At 34.4% G+C, this 19,226-nt stretch carries 21 protein-coding genes and 1 riboswitch; of the genes, 13 read left to right on the top strand and 8 right to left on the bottom strand.

Going from position 1 to position 19,226, the window contains the following annotated elements; translation table 11 throughout:
* Positions 1–248: 248 nt before the first annotated feature.
* The gene (locus HGO49_RS05345) at positions 249–512 is read right to left on the bottom strand and encodes a hypothetical protein (RefSeq protein ID WP_017532510.1); all 264 of its coding nucleotides are present in this window, start codon (positions 510–512) and stop codon (positions 249–251) included.
* Between the two features lie 216 nt (positions 513–728).
* Here HGO49_RS05345 and HGO49_RS05350 point away from each other — a divergent pair, with 216 nt between their 5' ends.
* Positions 729–1,811, top strand: a complete 1,083-nt coding sequence (locus tag HGO49_RS05350) for an efflux RND transporter periplasmic adaptor subunit (protein ID WP_026092699.1) — start codon at positions 729–731, stop codon at positions 1,809–1,811.
* Between the two features lie 127 nt (positions 1,812–1,938).
* Here the strand turns inward: HGO49_RS05350 and grxD are convergent, their stop codons facing one another.
* The 3 genes from grxD to HGO49_RS05365 are packed head-to-tail and all read right to left on the bottom strand — an operon-like array spanning position 1,939 to position 3,855.
* Entirely contained in the window at positions 1,939–2,262 is a 324-nt protein-coding gene (grxD, locus tag HGO49_RS05355; protein WP_017532512.1) for a Grx4 family monothiol glutaredoxin, read from the bottom strand.
* A gap of 16 nt (positions 2,263–2,278) precedes the next feature.
* A complete protein-coding gene (locus HGO49_RS05360; RefSeq protein WP_006012412.1) occupies positions 2,279–2,497 on the bottom strand; it encodes a BolA/IbaG family iron-sulfur metabolism protein in 219 nt (72 codons plus the stop codon).
* Between the two features lie 38 nt (positions 2,498–2,535).
* Positions 2,536–3,855: a malic enzyme-like NAD(P)-binding protein gene (locus HGO49_RS05365; protein ID WP_017532513.1), complete on the bottom strand. Its 1,320-nt coding sequence runs from the start codon at positions 3,853–3,855 to the stop codon at positions 2,536–2,538.
* A 121-nt stretch (positions 3,856–3,976) separates the two neighbouring features.
* Here HGO49_RS05365 and pgsA point away from each other — a divergent pair, with 121 nt between their 5' ends.
* From pgsA to HGO49_RS05405, 8 genes are all read left to right on the top strand, one after another.
* Positions 3,977–4,519, top strand: coding sequence for a CDP-diacylglycerol--glycerol-3-phosphate 3-phosphatidyltransferase (gene pgsA / locus HGO49_RS05370; protein ID WP_017532514.1), 543 nt, complete (start codon positions 3,977–3,979; stop codon positions 4,517–4,519).
* 99 nt (positions 4,520–4,618) lie between these two features.
* On the top strand, positions 4,619–5,575 hold the full coding sequence (locus HGO49_RS05375; RefSeq protein ID WP_017532515.1) for a hypothetical protein: 957 nt from the start codon (positions 4,619–4,621) through the stop codon (positions 5,573–5,575).
* A gap of 67 nt (positions 5,576–5,642) precedes the next feature.
* Positions 5,643–6,329 (top strand): outer membrane protein assembly factor BamD, encoded by a 687-nt coding sequence (gene bamD, locus HGO49_RS05380; RefSeq protein ID WP_007302577.1) that lies wholly within the window; start codon positions 5,643–5,645, stop codon positions 6,327–6,329.
* Positions 6,330–6,336: 7 nt separating this feature from the next.
* Complete coding sequence (locus HGO49_RS05385) at positions 6,337–7,077, top strand: YebC/PmpR family DNA-binding transcriptional regulator (protein ID WP_017532516.1); 741 nt, start codon at positions 6,337–6,339, stop codon at positions 7,075–7,077.
* 3 nt (positions 7,078–7,080) lie between these two features.
* Positions 7,081–8,019: a M23 family metallopeptidase gene (locus HGO49_RS05390; protein WP_026092700.1), complete on the top strand. Its 939-nt coding sequence runs from the start codon at positions 7,081–7,083 to the stop codon at positions 8,017–8,019.
* Positions 8,020–8,026: 7 nt separating this feature from the next.
* The gene (locus tag HGO49_RS05395; RefSeq protein ID WP_026092701.1) at positions 8,027–8,938 is read left to right on the top strand and encodes an SPFH domain-containing protein; all 912 of its coding nucleotides are present in this window, start codon (positions 8,027–8,029) and stop codon (positions 8,936–8,938) included.
* A gap of 76 nt (positions 8,939–9,014) precedes the next feature.
* Positions 9,015–9,117: riboswitch (TPP riboswitch) on the top strand.
* The gene (locus tag HGO49_RS05400; RefSeq protein ID WP_017532519.1) at positions 9,106–9,390 is read left to right on the top strand and encodes a SemiSWEET family sugar transporter; all 285 of its coding nucleotides are present in this window, start codon (positions 9,106–9,108) and stop codon (positions 9,388–9,390) included. Its footprint overlaps the riboswitch before it by 12 nt.
* Complete coding sequence (locus HGO49_RS05405) at positions 9,362–10,042, top strand: thiamine diphosphokinase (protein WP_040754787.1); 681 nt, start codon at positions 9,362–9,364, stop codon at positions 10,040–10,042. Before HGO49_RS05400 ends, HGO49_RS05405 begins: the two co-directional genes overlap by 29 nt.
* Positions 10,043–10,767: 725 nt before the next feature.
* On the opposite strand, the gene HGO49_RS05415 is transcribed toward HGO49_RS05405, so the two are convergent.
* The 3 genes from HGO49_RS05415 to HGO49_RS05425 all read right to left on the bottom strand — a co-directional run bounded on the left by HGO49_RS05415 (position 10,768) and on the right by HGO49_RS05425 (position 13,385).
* Positions 10,768–11,751, bottom strand: a complete 984-nt coding sequence (locus HGO49_RS05415) for an ankyrin repeat domain-containing protein (RefSeq protein ID WP_017532521.1) — start codon at positions 11,749–11,751, stop codon at positions 10,768–10,770.
* Positions 11,700–12,158, bottom strand: a complete 459-nt coding sequence (locus HGO49_RS05420; protein WP_017532522.1) for an ankyrin repeat domain-containing protein — start codon at positions 12,156–12,158, stop codon at positions 11,700–11,702. The genes HGO49_RS05415 and HGO49_RS05420 overlap by 52 nt, the downstream gene beginning before the upstream one ends.
* A 78-nt stretch (positions 12,159–12,236) precedes the next feature.
* Complete coding sequence (locus HGO49_RS05425) at positions 12,237–13,385, bottom strand: Bcr/CflA family efflux MFS transporter (RefSeq protein ID WP_017532523.1); 1,149 nt, start codon at positions 13,383–13,385, stop codon at positions 12,237–12,239.
* Positions 13,386–13,534: 149 nt separating this feature from the next.
* Here HGO49_RS05425 and ubiE point away from each other — a divergent pair, with 149 nt between their 5' ends.
* The 4 genes from ubiE to argS all read left to right on the top strand — a co-directional run bounded on the left by ubiE (position 13,535) and on the right by argS (position 18,373).
* On the top strand, positions 13,535–14,233 hold the full coding sequence (gene ubiE / locus HGO49_RS05430; RefSeq protein ID WP_017532524.1) for a bifunctional demethylmenaquinone methyltransferase/2-methoxy-6-polyprenyl-1,4-benzoquinol methylase UbiE: 699 nt from the start codon (positions 13,535–13,537) through the stop codon (positions 14,231–14,233).
* A 166-nt stretch (positions 14,234–14,399) separates the two neighbouring features.
* A complete protein-coding gene (locus HGO49_RS05435; protein ID WP_017532525.1) occupies positions 14,400–16,100 on the top strand; it encodes an ABC transporter ATP-binding protein in 1,701 nt (566 codons plus the stop codon).
* 234 nt (positions 16,101–16,334) lie between these two features.
* Positions 16,335–16,553 (top strand): hypothetical protein, encoded by a 219-nt coding sequence (locus tag HGO49_RS05440; protein WP_017532526.1) that lies wholly within the window; start codon positions 16,335–16,337, stop codon positions 16,551–16,553.
* A 113-nt stretch (positions 16,554–16,666) separates the two neighbouring features.
* Positions 16,667–18,373: an arginine--tRNA ligase gene (gene argS, locus HGO49_RS05445; RefSeq protein WP_017532527.1), complete on the top strand. Its 1,707-nt coding sequence runs from the start codon at positions 16,667–16,669 to the stop codon at positions 18,371–18,373.
* 62 nt (positions 18,374–18,435) lie between these two features.
* Here the strand turns inward: argS and ccmA are convergent, their stop codons facing one another.
* Complete coding sequence (gene ccmA, locus HGO49_RS05450; protein ID WP_017532528.1) at positions 18,436–19,059, bottom strand: heme ABC exporter ATP-binding protein CcmA; 624 nt, start codon at positions 19,057–19,059, stop codon at positions 18,436–18,438.
* Positions 19,060–19,226 lie beyond the last annotated feature (167 nt).

Genomic DNA, 19,226 nt, shown 5'->3' on the forward strand with positions numbered 1-19,226 from the left:
AATTCTGAGTTTTTGACAAGATTATAGATTCCAGCGTCACGCGCTGGAATGACACCCTTTTAGTTGCTGTACGAACATTGTTGTACAACAGACCAAGATAGAGTTAATAGGATCTCCTCTTCCTGAAAATACGGAAAGTCAGTAAAAAAAAGCTCAGGCATTAGCACTTCAGCGCTGCAGTTGAGTCAATATGAGAGAGTAAGTCTACAAAAGTAGACTTACTAATTGAACTTTGATCCTTTATTTTACTATAGAACAGACACTGAATCTGCAAGATCATAGAATTTATTTCCAATCTCTCTGAATGTACTACTTATATCAATAGGTGTCGACTCTTCTTGTGAATCAGATTTAAATAAGCCATGAGTATCTTTCAGACGACAGTACCACTTGCAGTTATTTCGCTCCGCTGTTACCTGCCAACTATTACCTGGTGATTTTTCTTCACATTCTCTATAGCAATCATGAAGTGCCTTCCATTGAAATGGAGGATTGAGTATAAGATTTGTCATAATATATTCCTTAATTATAGAACTAATACCACGTTAGTACTTATATGCTAATATAATGTTAATTCTTATATTGACATAATAACTTTTCGGATAAGGTTTCTTGATTAAAAATTGCATTTTAGCAAACTTACTTAATTTTAGGAAAATTTGCTCACATAAAACTGTTTATAGAGTGACAATAGATGTATTATACTTACACTTTTGATTCGAAAGTTTATGCAGTTATTTCTAACAAGATTGGTCAATAAATTTTACTGCTTAAGGATGAGAAGCAAAGTAATCATTGTTTCCAGTATTGCTCTTATTCTACTGTTTTTTATCAACAGTACGTTTTTAAAAAAAGATCAAGCAGTTAATAGTGATAATCCAACTAGTAGTTTTTCAGTAAAAACTCAGGATTATACTCCACAAAGTCGCACTGTATATTTAAATTTTTCTGGTACAGTAAATCCCTTGCATAGGGCAAGCCTTGTCTCAAGAACAAGTGGTCAAGTTATTGCTATTTATTTGTCTGATGGTGAAAAAGTAAAAAGAGGCGATGTAATTTTAAAGATAGAAGATTATGACAGAGTTGCACAAGTTGAGAAAGCCAAAGCTTTATTAAATCAGCGTGAAATTGAGTATGATTCCTCTCGAAAATTGAATAAAAAAGGGTATGGAGCACAAATAAAAGTGGAATCAGCTTTTACTGCATTGCAGAGTGCAAAAGCTGACCTAAAAAGGCTAGAATTGGATTTAGAAAACACTGCGATTAAATCTCCTATTGATGGTTATGTAGATAAGATCAACGTAAATGAAGGGGATTTTGTTAATCTTGGACATAAGATAACTGACATAGTTAATTTTGATCAGGTTCTTGTAGTGTTGTATGTTTCAGAAAATGAAGTAAATAAAATAAAACTGGGTAGTGCAGCGCAAATTAATTTGCTAGACGGAAGGGAATTAGTAGGTGAAGTGAGTTTTATTAGTAAAATTGCTGAGCCTAAAACTGGATCTTATAGAGTGGAGGTAAAGGTAACTGATAATGAGATTATATCCTTGCAAGGACTGACTGCTAGTGTAAGCCTCCCTTCAGGTGAAAGATTTGCATATAAAATTCCTTCTTCGGCCTTGAGCTTAAATGACGATGGTATTATTGGAATAAAGATTGTTGATGACAATAATTATGTAGTATTTACAGCAATAGAAATTGTTGATCATGAAGATGATGGTGTTTGGGTGGTGGTAAATAACGAAGATAAGCCTATAAAGTTAATAACATTGGGCCATCTATTTGTTAAGCCTGGTGATAAGGTATAACTCCAGTGTCAGCTACTTTCATGACATCGAGTTCTGTCATTCAAGTAGCTGACACTGAAATCCAGAAAAGAAGGCAGTGTCTGGACACTGACACTATGTTTTTATTTTGCCACTCTGCTGTGTAAACTTACTCCGCAATAACCTTTTTTTCTTTTAACAAATTTTGTAATTCACCTTTTTCATACATCTCACGGGTAATATCACAGCCACCAACAAATTCTCCCTTTATATATAATTGTGGAATTGTTGGCCAATCAGAAAAACTTTTTATGGACTGACGTATTTCATCATTCTCAAGTACGTTGATGCATTTGAACTTTACATTCAATTTTTTGAGAATTGACACGACGAGCCCAGAGAATCCGCATTGAGGAAAGTCAGAGGTGCCTTTCATATACAGCACTACATCGTTTTCTGCTATGTCTTTTTTTATTTGTTGAAAGTTGTTCATAAATATTACCTTAATTTTAAGCTCCAGTTTCTAGTTGCAATGCATGTATAGACTGACCTTCAAGAGCCTTATATACCATTCTGTGTTGTTCTATTTTTGTCTTTCCAGAGAAACACTTGGAAGTTATTTTTAAATGGTAGTGATCATCATCTCCAGCAAGGTCTTTAATTTTTATATCAGCATCAGGAAATGATTGTTTGATAATTTTCTCTAACTCGTGAATTGTAATAGTCATCAGTTTATTTTAATTATAAGTCTAAAATATGCAATTGATTATTGTGAAGACAATAGATTCAGCGTGCTGAGAGCACTAGCAAGACGAGATTTTAATTGACTTGCATACTCATTCCAGTCCTTTATTTCCTTTCTTGCTACACCTGAGGTAACTGCAGCTTTTGCAACAGCAGGAGATACTATAGAAATTAATCTTGGGTCAAATGGAGTAGGTATTATATATTCACGTCCATAGCTCATTTTACGACCACCATAGGCTGCAGATATCTCGTGCGGCACTGGCTCGCGAGCAAGCTTTGCTATTGCATCTGCAGCGGCAATTTTCATTTCATCATTTATTGTCGTTGCATGTACGTCGAGTGTTCCTCTGAATATGTAAGGAAATCCCATTACGTTATTGACTTGGTTGTTATAGTCTGACCTACCAGTTGCAATTATTGCATCTGGCCTTACAGATTTTGCAAATTCAGGCCTTATTTCTGGATCAGGGTTAGCAAGAGCAAAAATGATTGGGTCTTTACCCATGCTTTTTAACATCTCTTCACTGAGCACATCCTTTGCAGAGAGTCCGATGAATACATCAGCATCTTTTATGGCATCGAGCAAGGAACGTTCTTTAGTGTCAATTGCATATTTTTCTTTCCACTCATTCATATCCTCTTTTCTGTCTTTGTGTATTACTCCTTGTTTGTCACATAGTACTATGTTCTTAGCACCCATAGACTTCAGTATTTCCAAACACGCAATACCAGCTGCTCCAGCACCATTCATGATGATCTTTACATTTCCTAATTTCTTTCCAACAATATCGAGGGCATTTTCTATACCAGCTGCAACAACCACTGCAGTTCCGTGTTGATCATCGTGGAAAACTGGAATATCCATCAATTCATTTAGACGTTTCTCTATTATGAAACAATCAGGAGATCTTATATCTTCTAGATTTATTCCCCCCCAACTTGAGCCAAGATACCTTACTGCATTGATGAAATTTTCTATATTTTCTGTGTCAACTTCTATATCGATTGCATCAATGTCAGCAAAACGCTTAAATAAAACAGCTTTGCCTTCCATGACGGGTTTTGAAGCAAGAGGACCGATATTACCAAGTCCCAGTACTGCGGTGCCATTTGAAATAACAGCTACATAATTGCTTTTTGCTGTGTAATCATAAACATCCTCAGGATTTTTAGCTATTGCAAGGCATGGGGCTGCAACACCAGGAGAATAAGCAAGTGATAGGTCATGCTGTGTGGATAAGGGTTTTGTTGGTATAACTGATACCTTACCAGGTTTACCACTTTTATTATGGTACTTAAGTGCTTCTTGTTTTGTGGTGTTATCTAAATCATTATTCATGCTTTGAGCTTATTGTTAGTAATTTCCTAAGTATATGGGGTTTTTATGAATGTTCAACTATTAGCTTGTGAACTCTATTGTACTTCTGTATAAATTTATCTACTACGTAGGGTGATGTGACATGCTTAAGAAAAACGTGCCTAATTTGCTAACAATTTCTCGTGCGCTCGCAATACCGGCAATAATATCAAGCTTTTATATAGAGAGTAAGTATGCAAGTCTAATAACAATATTGATCTTTATGTTTGCGTGCATTACAGATTTTTTTGATGGTTATTTAGCGCGTGCATGGAAAGTCCAATCGAATTTTGGCAAGTTATTTGATCCAATTGCCGACAAGTTAGTAGTAGCTTCAACAATAATCATGCTAGTTTATAAGCATAAGATAGATGATATTACAATTATACCGTCAGTTATAATTGTTTGTAGGGAGATATTAGTTTCAGGCTTGCGGGAGTTCTTGATAGCTACAAACGTTAGTTTACCTGTGAGTAAGGCTGGGAAAATTAAAACATTTTTGCAGATGGTTGCTATAGTGGCGTTAATAATGAGTGATTATGAAATAACTAAATACATAGGTGTGATTTGTTTGTGGGCTGCAGCTGTTATGACTATGTGGTCAGGCTATAATTACGTTCTAGCTGGCATCAAACAGATTGACTGAATCGCTTAAGAGTATACAAAGAAAGTTAATAATTTTATAATATTGACTTAGTAATTAAAATCCTATATAATGTATTAGTTCATAAGTTGGTCTGTTCATATGACTAGTATTACAGGCACTAAGTTTTTTTTAAAAAGATCCAAAGGTAAAAAAGGTGCTAAAATGGAAGATTTTTTCTGGGATTTTTGGCCAACAGTTGATGAAGAAGTCAGAAAAGAAAGAGAGGAAGAAAAAAGCAAAAAGCTCGAACAAGAACTATTAACACTAAAAAAAAGAGAGCTACATAGGAAATGTGTATCATTGGTAACAATGGTTCCATTTGCATTATTGATGGCAATTGAGCTCGAAAAAACATGTAGCGATCAGGTATTACTTGGCCTTATAAGCAGCTCATTAGGCCATACTATATTACCTTTCACAGTCTTATCCCTTATTTGCACGCTATATTTAATTTATAATAATAGAAAAATAGCACAAAAAGAACGAGAATTGGAGAATATTGAAAGTGGGAAAACAGTAGAAAAAGAAAAGAGAGACCTTCCTTGTACCGTTGATGATTACTTTAACTATGCTGATGCTGCTTTAGTTACATTAGTTATTGTGGCTAGCATAGTAGGTGAAGCATTGGAGCAAGGAATAATAGGAGACGTAGCTTTTTCAATTTCTAGTCTATTTTACTTTGTAGCGAATGCTACTTTCTGCTATCGCGAGTACAAGAAAAGTAAAAAATATGAAGTAGAAAAAGAGCAAGACTTTGATGAGAAGTTTGAAAAAAAGACAAGCAATATGTCTTCAGCTAAGTTAATGCTCGCTGGTTCTTCTTTATTACTAATCAGGAAAATAATATTGATTTCTGGAGTAGCATTAGCATCATCTGCTGTTGGGCCTGCTTTAGGTCTGGTAGGTATTGCTCTTTTGATGGTAGGAAGTGGATTGATCACACATTCTTATAGTAGAAAGCTAGAGAACGTAGAAGTGAGTGGAAAGGGTGTTGCAATAGGTGGTGGTGCGAGCAATATAGGTAATGGTGGCCAAGAGACGCTTTTCGTTCGATGATAATGCCAAAAATTTGTTTATTTAGGTAATATTTAGTCTATACTTTATTTTGATCAAAAAAAATCTTATGTATAAGACTTTAATCATATGCTTTTTTCTTCTGACTTGCCCCTTCACGCAGTTATATGCGAATGATCTTGAACACACTGAAACTGAACTATATGAGGAGGCAGTTAAGCTTTATGATCAGAAAAAATATAAGCAAGCTATTAGAGCATTTCAAAAGATAGAGGATTTGTATCCTTTATCTTATTGGGCAATGAAAGCAAAATTATTATCTGGAGTTTCTTACTATAATATGGGTAACTACAGCAGTGCTGCAAGTGATATGGATGATTATATATACGTTTATCCAAATGGTGAAGATTTGCCATATGTATATTACTTAAGAGTATTATCTTATTACATGCAAATTAATAAAGTGCAGCTTGGGCAACAAATTGCATATAAAACTTTAGAGCTAGCTACTGAATATATTAATCTTTTTCCGAATAGCGAATATATAGAAGAGATCAAAGAAAAAGAAAAATTAATCACAGAACATATATCAAAAAAAGAGTATTCTATTGGTGAATTTTACCTAAAGCGTGGTGAATATTTAGCAGCAATTAAGCGTTTTCAAGATATGATAAGCAATAAAGATTCTAAATATTCTTCTAGAGTTATTAGTTATTTAATAACAGCTCACTTAGCTCTTGGCCTTGACTTAGAAGCTGAGCAGTATGAAAATATGTTAGTAGAAGGGGTGAATTAGTTTTCTTATGGCTGGTCATTCACAGTTTTCAAATATAAAATATCGAAAAGGTGCTCAGGATGCAAAGCGCTCGCAAAAATTTACGAAGCTCATTAGGGAAATAACAGTTGCTGCAAAACAAGGGCTGCCTGATCCCGAACTCAATCCACGTCTTCGCTCTGCTATCTTTGCTGCGCGAAAGGAAAATCTACCAAAAGATAAAATAGAAACAGCAATAAAAAATGCAGCTGGTAACGTTGCTGGAGAAAGTTATGAAGAAATACAATATGAAGGCTGCGGACCTTCTGGTACTGCACTTATTGTTCATGCTCTGACAAATAATCGCAACCGAACTGCTTCTGAGATACGTTATATCTTTTCTCGCAAAGGCGGTAATTTGGGAGAAACAGGAGGTGTGAGTTACCTTTTCGATCATGTAGGCTTAATTGTCTATAAAGCAGAGGATATGAATTTTGAAGATTTATTTAACTATGGAATTGAATTAGAAGTATTGAATGTTGAGGAAAATGACAAAGAAGGATTACACGTTATAACTTGTGAAATAAAAGATTTTGGTAAAGTACGCGATGCCTTTTATGCAAAATTCGGAGAACCAGAACTTGCTCGTCTTTCATGGCAGCCAAAAGATCTGATTGAAATTAGCGATAAAGAGTTGATTGATAAATTATCTGCATTGGTTGAAGAATTAGAAGATAATGATGATGTACAGTATGTGGAAGGTAATTTTACTTTTGTTGATGCTGTTTAAATGATGAAGCTGATTGTATTTATGCTGCTCTTTATCTTACCGTTATATACCGCTGAAACATCAACAGATCTTGCACAGCCATTCCAGCATGGAATCAGAAAAAAAAAAGCTACTTTGACGACAGAAAGTGATAGAAAGTTGTTATTCATATCCAGTACCATAAAATCTTCCTTTTTTGCCACGGAAGGGTTGGCGCCAAATACATTGGTGAAATTGATCAACATATATAAAGATTTCGGTGTTGATTTTAAAAAAGACATTGTGCCGAAGAGTAAATTGGAGGTTCTTTTTGAGAGATTGCCTAATAATCAGAAGACTGAAGAAAAAATTTTATATGCTTCACTGACAATAAACAAGAAAGCTATTAGTTTATATCATTATAAATCGCAAGATGGTAAAGAAAGGTATTTTAATAAAGAAGGAATAAGCTTAAAAAATGGCGAAATTTTTGCAAATCCTTTAAATGGAGATTATCGCATATCCTCAAAATTTGGCAATAGAAAGCATCCTGTTCGCGGTAAAATTGCTTTTCACAAAGGAGTGGATTATGCAGCTAAACTTGGCACTCCCATATACGCTGCTGCAGAGGGTGTGATAGAATATATAGGAAAGAATGGTGGCTATGGAAATTACATCAAAATAAAACACAAAAATGAATATTCAACCTGTTACGCGCATATAAGCAAATTTAGTGGCGATATAAAGTTAGGCTCTAAAGTAAAGCAGGGGCAGATCATCGCTTATGTTGGTAGCACTGGTGTTGCAACAGGACCTCATTTACATTATGAAGTTATATATAATGGTAAACATATTGATCCGCTTACGATAGCTCATGGCAATGAGATAAAGTTGTCTGATCGTGAATTAAGAGAGTTTAAATTATTTGTAAGTAAGGTAGATGAAATAATCGGCAGAGAGGGTGCAAGTGAAAAAGAAGTTTAAAGACAATATGGATAAGAATACGATAAACGATAGAAATTTGAGTCAAATTCGGTTTTTTCCTGCATTAATACTAGCGGTAATAGTAATGGCAATACCGTTATCACTACTTGCGATGTATGATACTCTGGCTTTAATACACAATAGCCTGGTTTCAATGGATGGTACTGCTTTAGTATTAATAATCCCATTTGTGATCCTATTCGTGATCCTATTCATAATTTTACCTACAGGGTTTTTTATCAATCATCCTAATGAAGCAAGAGTGATAGAATTTTTTGGTCATTATATTGGAACTTATTTTAAACCAGGAATGTTTATCACAATCCCATTTACAAACAAACATGTCATTTCTCTAAAATTTCAAAATATCAATACAGAAAAAATTAAAGTTAATGATGCTAATGGAAGTCCGATAGAGATTTCAGTAGTAATTGTTTGGAGAGTGAGCAGTCCTGCGAAGGCATATTATAATGTTAATAATTATCATGATTTTGTTTTTGTGCAAAGTGACTCGGTAATTAGAGAACTGGCAAGTAATTATCCGTATGATAGCGAAAATGATGAAGAATCTTTGCGTAAAAACTCTGACAAAATTTCAAATGAATTGCGGTCAATGCTACAACAAAGATTGAATATTGCTGGAATTGAAATTGCAGAAGCAAGAATATCGCATTTGGCCTATTCATCTGAGATTGCACAAGCAATGCTGAGGCGTCAACAAGCGCATGCTATCACCTCTGCAAGAAAGCATATAGTGCAAAATGCAATAGGAATTATCGAAGAAGTAATAGCCCATTTTGAAAAAAATAAAAGCTTACAATTGGATGGAAAACAAAAGGTTCAATTGATAAACAATTTGCTAGTTGCTCTGATCTCTGAGCAAGATGCACAACCGACGATTAGCTTGGATAATAATTAGCATAGAAGCCGATTGGGTTTCATGAATGCAAGTCACTGTTAATTTCTTGATTAATAGACTAAATGATGTTATAAATTACACGCATTAGGGGTGCTCTAAAAAAGCTGAGAGTACATAAAGTACAACCCTTTGAACCTGATCTTGTTAAAACAAACGTAGGAAAATGTATGTATATAAATATTGAAGAATGCTTTGGCTTCATCGCGTTCATTACATCTCTTATTGGGTTATTGCCTCAAGTATATAGAGCATATATCACAAAACTTACTCGTGACGTATCGATGCTAATGTTGGTGAATTATCTTATTTGTTCATCATCTTGGCTTATTTACGGTATTTGTCAGGGTTTAACTTTTGTGATACTCAGTAATATTGCTGGATTAGTGATCAGTATAATATCAATTGTTCAAAAATGTTACTACGATGCAAAAACTGCACGAAGCGTTTTATAACCATATGCTACATTGTAGCGTGGAGCAAGAATATCGTTCTATTGTAGTATTAAATGGAGAAATACCTGATTCATCGTTTTTTAAACAAGATATACCTGTTATTGCTGTAGATGGAGGGGCAAATAAGCTTCTATCAATTGGCGTAAAACCTGATCTTGTAATAGGAGATTTGGATAGTATAAATCCGAATTTACGTGCTAATTTAAATACAGTATATCTACCTGATCAAGATTATTGCGACTTTTCTAAAGCAATGGCTCACTTAAAAACAGTAAAGTTATTGCCATCAATAGTAACGGGTATTACTGGAGGAGCAATTGATCATATACTACAAAATATTAACGTTTTTTTAAGTACAGATAGTATCTTTTACACCCCTATACCTCCTATGGTAGGTTGCATTCTACAAAAAGGTATGACACATTTTTCTTCCCTGCAAAAAAATACTAAAATATCCTTGCTTGGTATACCAAGAGCTCAACTGTCAACTAAAGGATTAAAATGGGAACTGTACCTTAGTAACCTTGCTTTTCCAGGAAAGAATTCTTGCTTTAATCGAAGTTTAGGCAATGAGTTATCTATAGAAATACACAGTGGCGTGTGTTTAGCAATGATATATTTAGAAGCAGTAAATGATGATGGTGTGTATTGAGTTAAAACATTAAGAAAAAAAAAGTAGAAAAACCGTGTTAACACTAATTATAAAAACTACAGGCGCCTGTTATTAGCTAAAGTAAAGGTCAAGTATCTGGAATTCTAGACATAAAATCCTCCTGTATAAAAAAGATTCAGAATGTACACACAACAGATGTGGCTGAATTTTTATTGAAAAATTGGTTAAAAGGTCTGCAGACCGAGATAGATTTTGAGCTCTCTAAATATCTCTACCATCATTATAATGGCATCTTGAATATGCGGAAGCAATTTTTTCATTAAAATAAAAAATTTTATTCTACAGCGAATAAAAAGGAGTTTGCTAATTTTCATACTGATCGGATTTCACTACTCAAACCTAGAAACTTTAATGTATCAAGGTATTTGTTCAGGGGAATGTGCAAGCCAATGCTCCCTTTTTTGTCATTCAAGTAGTCTTTTCTTGTCATTCAGGTAGCTCCTTATTGTCATCCCAGTGCTTGACACTGGGATCCACTCTTTCGTAATCTCATCAATAAAAACTTAGGATTACTTTTGTACCCAAAATTTCTGGATCCCAGTGTCAAGCACTGGGATGACATTGTCTTGAATGGGAATCGTTTCGTAATACACCAAAGGTTGTGCACCAAAAGAGCGTCATTCCAGTCTGGAATCCATTATACTCCGTAAATTTAATTGGTTTCATGACATCAACTTTTGCATTCCAGTTATGCAAGAAATCTATTATATAATATTATTATCACCCTCTTGATAGTTTGTTAGCTCCTCTCCTCCTGAGTTACTTGGTGTAATTATTTGATCAGATTCAGTTGATGGTTCATCAGATCCAAACAACCATGAAAAAAAACCACCAAAAAATGATGCAATTAAAGAAAAGGGCTTCATAATTATATTAAGCAAATTATCAAAAAAAGAGCTCGGCTGTTCTTCATTTGTTGATGATTCACTTCGTGGATTAACACCATTTTGTGTAAGTGCTATGTCAATAGAATGTCCATTATCAGCATCTTCAATTTGTACATCACTGACTTCTTCTACAATGATTTCCTGTGATTTTTCCTCTACTTGTATCACTGGTTGCACATTACCTTCTTGCTCAGTATCTTCCTCTTGATCTCCTTCACTATCTGTCGATGCTGAACTGTCATCAGTTTTTTCTATGATTTGTAATAATAGAGCTTTTATTTCTTCTGTTTTAGCTAAATCAAAAGGAGTTTTTTCATCCTTGTCTTTTACATTGATATCGATTCCGTCTACTGCTAATAGAATTTTTACTATTTCTATATGACCATTTTTAGCAGCATAATGTAAAGGGGTCTCTCCATAATTATCTTTTATATTAACACTCGCTTTTTTGCCTAATAGAGTGTTTAATATCTCTATATGACCTCTTTCAGCAGCCCAATGTAAAGTAGTCTTTCCAAAACTATCTTTTTCTGAAACACTAATTTGTTCTGCTGTTAGTAGCGCTTTTACTATACCTTCACGACCATTTGCAGCAGCAAAATATAGTGCTGAAAAATACCTATCAACGTCGACTTGTTCTGCTGTTAGTAGCGCTTTTACTACACCTTCATAACCATTTTCAGCAGCCAAGCCTAGTTCCTCAGAAAGTGTTTTAATATCTATTCCTTTTGTTCTTAATAATACTTTTACTACGCCTTCATGGCCATTTCTAGCAGCAAAACGTAATGCTTGAGGATACATGCTAATATCGATTTTTCTGCTGTTAATAACACTTCTACTAAACTTTCATGACCATTTTGAGCAGCCAGCCATAAAGAAGTCATTCCACTAAAACTTTCTACTCCATTAACATCTGCTCCTCTCTTCAATAAAATTTCTACTACATCTTCATGTCCTTCCATAGCAGCAAAGAGTAGAGGAGTTATGTCTAGAAATGCTACTGAATTAACATTTGCTCCTTTCTTTAATAGAATTTCTACTATCTCTTTATGGCCTTTTTCAGCAGCCCAGTGTAAAGGAGTCTTTTCATAAACGTCTTTTGCATTAACATCTGCCCCTTCGTTTATTAGATGCTTTACTTTATCAATATCACCTCTTTCAGCAGCATTAAGTAGCTTAGAATCTATATCTCTGACTGAATAATTCATTTAACACTTCTCTATAAAATTGCATTACTATAGTAAGGTAATTAATAATTCATGAAATCTGGGTTGTAGAAATAATGATTATCCTTCGTGTTTTTCAGTGTATTTGAGTAAAACATATACAAAAACTGCAACTGTAGAACATGCAACTGTTAACAGTAAATTTGGTAAAATACTATAGTGAAAAAATTTTCCTACTATATATATTCCAATAGCTCCAAACATCATATTGCAGAATGAGAGGACTGCACTACCAAGCCCTATACCCTTGATTGTTTCTAAAGCAGAAGTTACGTTATTGCTGATTACGAGTGCAAGGCCAATATTGCTTGGAATCCAAATAACTTGAAGAATAAGTACGCTCAACTTGTTTATGAAATAAAAATATACCAACAAACCATCGGATATTATTGGTAGTACCAAACCTATTATTAGCATCTTGCTAACCCCTATTTTTGGTACGTACCTTCTGTTAATTAAAGTTCCAATTATGTAAAATATAACTATGATTGATATAAGATAGCCAAAATATTGTACTTCAACGCCCATTGATTCAAATATGAACGGGTAGTTAGCAATGTATGCCCAAAGCCACATGAAAGTTAATCCATGAATGGTTGAAAATCCAAGGAAACGATAATTCTTAAATATTAATATATACTGCTTGAAGATATTAATACTGGCTTTACTTTTATTTACAGTCAGCGTTTCTTGCAGCTTCAAGTAAATAAAAATGAGCATAATAATTGCGGCAAGTGATATGATAAAAAACAAAAACTTCCAACTATAACCATGTGAAATTATATAACTGCCTACCACTGGAGCTATTCCAGGTGAAAGTGCTACTACCATATTTAACTTTGAGATTACTCTTGAGTATTCACTACCTGAGTACATATCCCTGATTGCTGCATATCCGACAACGCCTGCAACACCCGCTCCTGCTCCTTGTATAAAACGGATTAATATTAAAAGTATAATATTATCAGCTATGCAACATACAATACTTGCCAAAGTAAAAATTGTCATACCAATAAGCATTATTAGGCGCCTACCATAATAGTCTGACAATGGGCCATAAATTAATCCAGATATTGCAACTCCTACTAAATTTAAACTGATCGTAAGCTGCGCTATATTACCTTTCACCTTAAAATAGTTGGCAATACTTGGCAATGCAACTGAGTATAAGTCTGTTGCCATATCAACAACTGCTACAGATAATATCATAATAAGAGAGATGATATTTTGTGAAAAAGCTGTCGACACTAATGATTTACTGGATTAAATATGTTTAATTGTAGTATATTTTTCTCATTAGTATATTAATTTAACTGCTAAAGTTTAAAATAATTATGTAAGCAATCTCTATATAAAATATGGATAAATCACAACTAGTTAAAGAGGTTTTCGATTCTGTAGCAAATTGCTACGACATCATGAATGATATAATGAGCCTTGGAATGCACAGGCTATGGAAAGAGAAGATGGTAAGTAGTGTGCATTTTAAAAAGAACTCCAAGGTTTTGGATATTGCTGGAGGAACCGGAGATATAGCTATAAGAATAGCAAGAGGGGAGCCAAGTGCTCAAGTTACAGTATGTGATATAAATCAAAACATGCTGGACAAAGGGCGTGATAAAGCTATAAATTCAAATCAGCTAAATTTCAATTGGGTATGTGCAAATGCAGAGAGTTTACCATTTGAAGATTCCGAATTTGATTATTATACAGTAGCTTTTGGTATTCGAAACTTTTCCGACCGTAAGAAGGCTTTAAGTGAAGCATATAGGGTACTAAAGCCAAATGGACAATTTGTCTGCTTGGAATTTGCCCCTATGCATTATCAAAATGAGATATTCACCAAATTTTATGACTTATACTCATTTAAAGTAATTCCTAAAATTGGTAGCATAGTTGCTAAAGATAAGGGTTCTTATGAATACCTAGTAAGAAGCATAAGAGAATTTCCAACTCAAACTAATTTTAAAATGGAAATTGAAGAGGTAGGCTTTAAGAATGTTGAGTTCTATAATATGAGCTATGGAATAGTGGCGTTACACATTGGAACAAAATAAACTCTGGTCTATTCAGTAGTTTTTTGCTAACTTTCTGTAATTTCGCAGCGTTTTTCCTTCAGTAGAAATCAAGCTAAAGTTTCTTGAACGTATTGTTCTAAGGAAGTACACTGTAGACTAATGCTGTAACTTTTTCCTGAAGCTAAATACTTAACTTTAAAATAAAATGCAATCTAACATTAAGCAGTTATTTTACTATATAAAACCTAGTTTACATTATTTTACCGTAGCGTTTATTGCAGTTCTATTTTCAGCTTTAACGATTCTTCTTTTTGGCAAAGGCTTAAGTAACATAATTGATTCTGGTGCAGAGCATGATTTTATTACTAAATTATTAGTTGCAATACTGATAGTTTTAGGCATCTCTCTCACTGCATTTATTCGGTTATATTTCATTGGCATTGGCAGCGAAAAAGTTATCGCAAGAATCAGATATGACTTATATAGCAGTATTACTGATTTACAACCAAGCTTCTTTGAGAATACAGGTGTGCAAGATGTTATCTCAGCACTCATTACTGATACCTCTGCATTGCAATCGATAATAAACAGCAGCTTATTGACAATATTGAGGAATTTTGTGGTACTAACTGGTAGTGTTGCAATGCTGTTGTATACAAATCTACATCTAACCGCATATGCGGCTGCAATAATACCTATACTGCTCATTGTCATGACTTCACTTGGGAAAAAAGTACGCAATTATGCACGCTTTGCTCAGGATAAATTAAGTGAGCTTGCATCATTTAGTGAGGAAAATTTTAGATCTATAGTAACCATTAAATCATTTGTACTAGAAGAAAATGAAAAAATTCGTTTTCAGAAACATCTAAACTCAGTATCAAAATCATACGTAAAATTAGTACTCTTGCGTGCTATTTTAGTAACTCTAGTTATCACGTGTGTGATAGGTTCGCTAGTTATTTTGCTTTTTTTTGGAATAAAAGAAGTCTTAAGCAATAATATAACTATTGGAGAACTCTCCTCATTTGTGTTTTATTCAGCGCTTGCGGCAGGAGCTGTCAACAATTTGAGCGATAACGTCAGTGACCTACAACGAGGTCTTGGAATTGTAGAGCGTTTGTTTGAGTTTACGAACATGAAAAGCTCTATAGTAAATGGCGAAAATCCTATAAGAATTGATAGTATTCAAAAAGAAATTGCGTTTAACGATGTAACATTTTTTTATGCTGATAAGCCAGCATTAAATAACGTATCATTTTCTATAGAGGCAGGCCAATCAGTATCAATTGTTGGACCATCTGGCAGTGGCAAGAGCACCATTTTAAAGCTTCTGCTCCGTTTTCACGATCCAAGTGAAGGCAGTATTACTATCGATGGACAGAATATTAAGACAATTGCGCTAAATGATCTAAGATCGCTGTTTGGCTTAGTACCACAAGATCACATGATATTTTCTTGCTCAATAATGGAAAATATACTATATGGTAAACCAGATGCTGAATATGAAGAGGTGAAGCAAGCAGCTATCAGCGCTTATGCGATCGAATTTATTGATAAGCTGCCGGATAAATTTGATACATTTGTAGGAAAAAGAGGACTGAAACTTTCCGAAGGACAAAAACAACGTATTATAATAGCAAGAGCAATACTAAAGAATCCTCAGGTTTTAATACTGGATGAAGCAACCTCTGCCCTTGATTATAAAAGTGAGAACCTAGTGCAAAAAGCACTTAGCAAGTTGATGCAAAACAGAACAACAATTATAATTACGCACAGGCTATCAACCGCACTCAAAACTGACAAGATTATAGTGATTAATTGCGGGAAAGTGGAAGAAGTCGGTACTCATGATTCTCTAATGAGTAAAGATGGGCTGTATACAAAACTGGCGAAGATAAAGTAGGCATGAAATATTGTGTAAATTAAAAGAGAATTTAAGCTATATCGTTGTTGATTTAATGAGTATGCTAGATTTAATGTTAAAGTTTTTAATTTTTTAATTTTTTAATTTTATTATTTTATAATGGTTCCATAGTTATCCGGAAATTTCGTGATCTGTAGTTTCTTTCATTCACGTTATATTCATAGCTTGTTCTATCTTAATGTAATTCCAATTTTGACTGTATAGGAGGTCTCTATGTTAAAACATAACTATAGTGATAAAATCAATAATCGCTATTCATATACTAACAAATTTTCTTATAGTGATGAGGGTGTAGACGAGACGATCAAGGATAAAATCACAACTGAAGATCAGGTAGTAACTGATGATGTTGAAGAGTCTGATGCTGGTAATGATGGTTACAGCGAAGGTATGGCTTTCTCTTACCATGATTACGACAACGTCTTAATATAAACTATAACTTTCCTAGATCATTTAATCCAGGAAAGTAAAATAGTTAAGATAATTCTTCAACTAGCCCCACTTATTCGCTATATTGTTGGAGGTTTTCATAGTTTTTCTAGTTGATGAACATTTTTAAGCAGATTTCCTCTCTAATCTTTAGTAAATTGAATGAGTTGAAACAAAGGGGTGTTATAAGCACAAGTGCAGCAAACTTTATCATAGAGCCTCCAAGCAATAGAGTCCATGGAGACATTTACACAAATGTTGCTATGGTGCTTGCAAAGCATGAAAAGAAGAATCCCATTGAAATTGCAGAGGTTTTAGCCAAAGAATTTGAACTTTTTGATGAAGTTGCAAAAGTGGAAATAGCAGGCTCTGGTTTCATCAACATGCACTTAAAAATAGAAGTGTGGCATGGAATTTTAAAACAAATAAATGAGCTAAAAACAGAGTTTGGCACCCTAGATATAGGGAACAATCAGGCCATTAATGTTGAATTTGTATCTGCAAATCCAACTGGTCCACTGCATATTGGTCATGCAAGAGGGGCAGTATTTGGTGACGTTCTGGCAAATTTATTGAAAAAAGTTGGTTATAAAGTTACTAAGGAATACTATATTAATGATGCTGGAGCGCAGATAGATACGCTAATTCGGTCAGTATATTTGCGGTATAAGGAAGCTCTGGGAGAAAAAATCAGCATCGAAAAAGGTTTATACCCAGGTGAATATTTAAAACCAATAGGGACTGGGCTGGCCAAAAAATATGGCGCAGAGCTTCTAGAAAAGCAAGATAATCAAGTGATTAGAGACTATACTTTAAGTTCTATCTTAGAAATCATAAAGGAAGACATGAACTTACTTGGAGTAAATCATGATGTTTTTACTTCAGAGTATGAGCTACAAAAAAGTGGCAAAATTGAAGAGAGTATAAAGATATTGTCTGGCAAGGGTCTAGTGTATGAAGGGTACCTGGAGAAACCAAAAGGCAAAGAAAGCGAAAATTGGACTGCCAGAAAAGAAATGTTGTTTTGCTCCACAAAATTTGGTGATGATGTTGACCGCGCACTAAAAAAAGAGGATGGTAGCTGGACTTATTTTGCCTCGGATATCGCTTACCATTTTAATAAGATATCGCGTGGTTTTAACAATATGATCGTAGAGCTCGGCAGTGACCATGGCGGTTATATTAAAAGGCTTAGAGCAGTTGTCTCTGCGCTCAGTGATGATCAAGCAAAGATAGAGGTAAAACTGCATAATATTGTGAATTTTTTTGAGAATGGCAAACCTGTTAAGATGTCCAAAAGATCAGGAAACTTTCTTACAGCCAGGGATGTAGTGGAAGAAGTTGGTAGGGATATCACTCGTTTTATAATGTTAACACGCAAGAATGATATGGTCTTGGACTTTGATTTTGCTAAAGTTAAAGAACAATCAAAAGACAACCCTATTTTTTATGTGCAATATGCGCACGCCCGTGCTCATTCGTTAATGCGTAATGCTCCAAAAGAGCTCCCAACAGCAGATCCTTCACTTTTAAAGACAGGTGGAGAGTTATTCCTCATAAAAATCTTAGCAAAGTGGCCAGATGTGGTAGAAATAGCGGCAAGGCTCTATGAACCACACAGAATCACTTTCTACTTACTTGAAGTTGCAGAAGCGTTTCACGTTTTATGGGGATATGGCAAAAGTGATTTAAATATGCGGTTTATACTGGAGAATAACTTAAACCTCACCGCTGCAAGAATGTTTCTCGTCCAAGCCTTAGCACACGTCATTGCTTCTGGACTTTCGATTTTTAATATAGAGCCTTTGAAAGAGATGAGTTAATTTTAATGCGTAATATTAAATGTGATAATAAATTATTGATGTAAGTACAATAAGGCCAAAAATTATACAAGAGGTCTGTTAAAATCACGTATGTCGATTGTCTTGAAGTCACATAATTGTTCTGTAGAGCTATGTCCTGTAATAATTACTATACCGTTTTGCTCAGAGCGTATTGAGATCAGATTCAATATTAATTCACACGTTATACTGTCGAGGTTACAGAATGGTTCATCTATCAGCCAAATGTTTGCATTAGAAATTAAAAGGCGAGCAAGCGCAACTCTTCTTTTCCATCCTGCAGAAAGTTCACCATATCTAATGTTAAATACAGGCTGCAACTCTAAACAATAAGCAGCTGCCGTAATTAATTCTTTAGTATTCCGTATTCTTGCCCAGAATTCTATGTTTTCACTAACTGTCAAGCTATCTTTACAGGCATTTTTATGGCCTATATAGACCATAGAGGGTATATAGGATTTTGGGTCATCATATATGTCTTTTCCGCAATATCTTACATTACCTGATACTGGCGGTAAGAGTCCGGATAAACTTCTGATTAAGCTGGTTTTGCCGCTACCATTTGGACCAGTGATTAAGATTTTTGATTTTGGCTCAGCTTTAAAATTGAGGTTTTTAAATAATACTTTGTTATTACGAGCACAGGATAGATTTTTACATTCAAGCATCTACTGAACCTTTAAAAAGAACTTGGAGCTAAACACTTCAGTGTATGAACATTGGATAGCTTGCACAACAAACAGTCAGTGTTTGAAATACAACTACGAACATTGGGTTTGTAGGTAGCAGATGGTGTCATCTCATTGCTTGACTGACTATAAAACTTAAGAAGTTT

This window comes from Wolbachia endosymbiont of Diaphorina citri (assembly GCF_013096535.2).
In the GTDB taxonomy this organism is placed as follows: Bacteria; Pseudomonadota; Alphaproteobacteria; order Rickettsiales; family Anaplasmataceae; genus Wolbachia.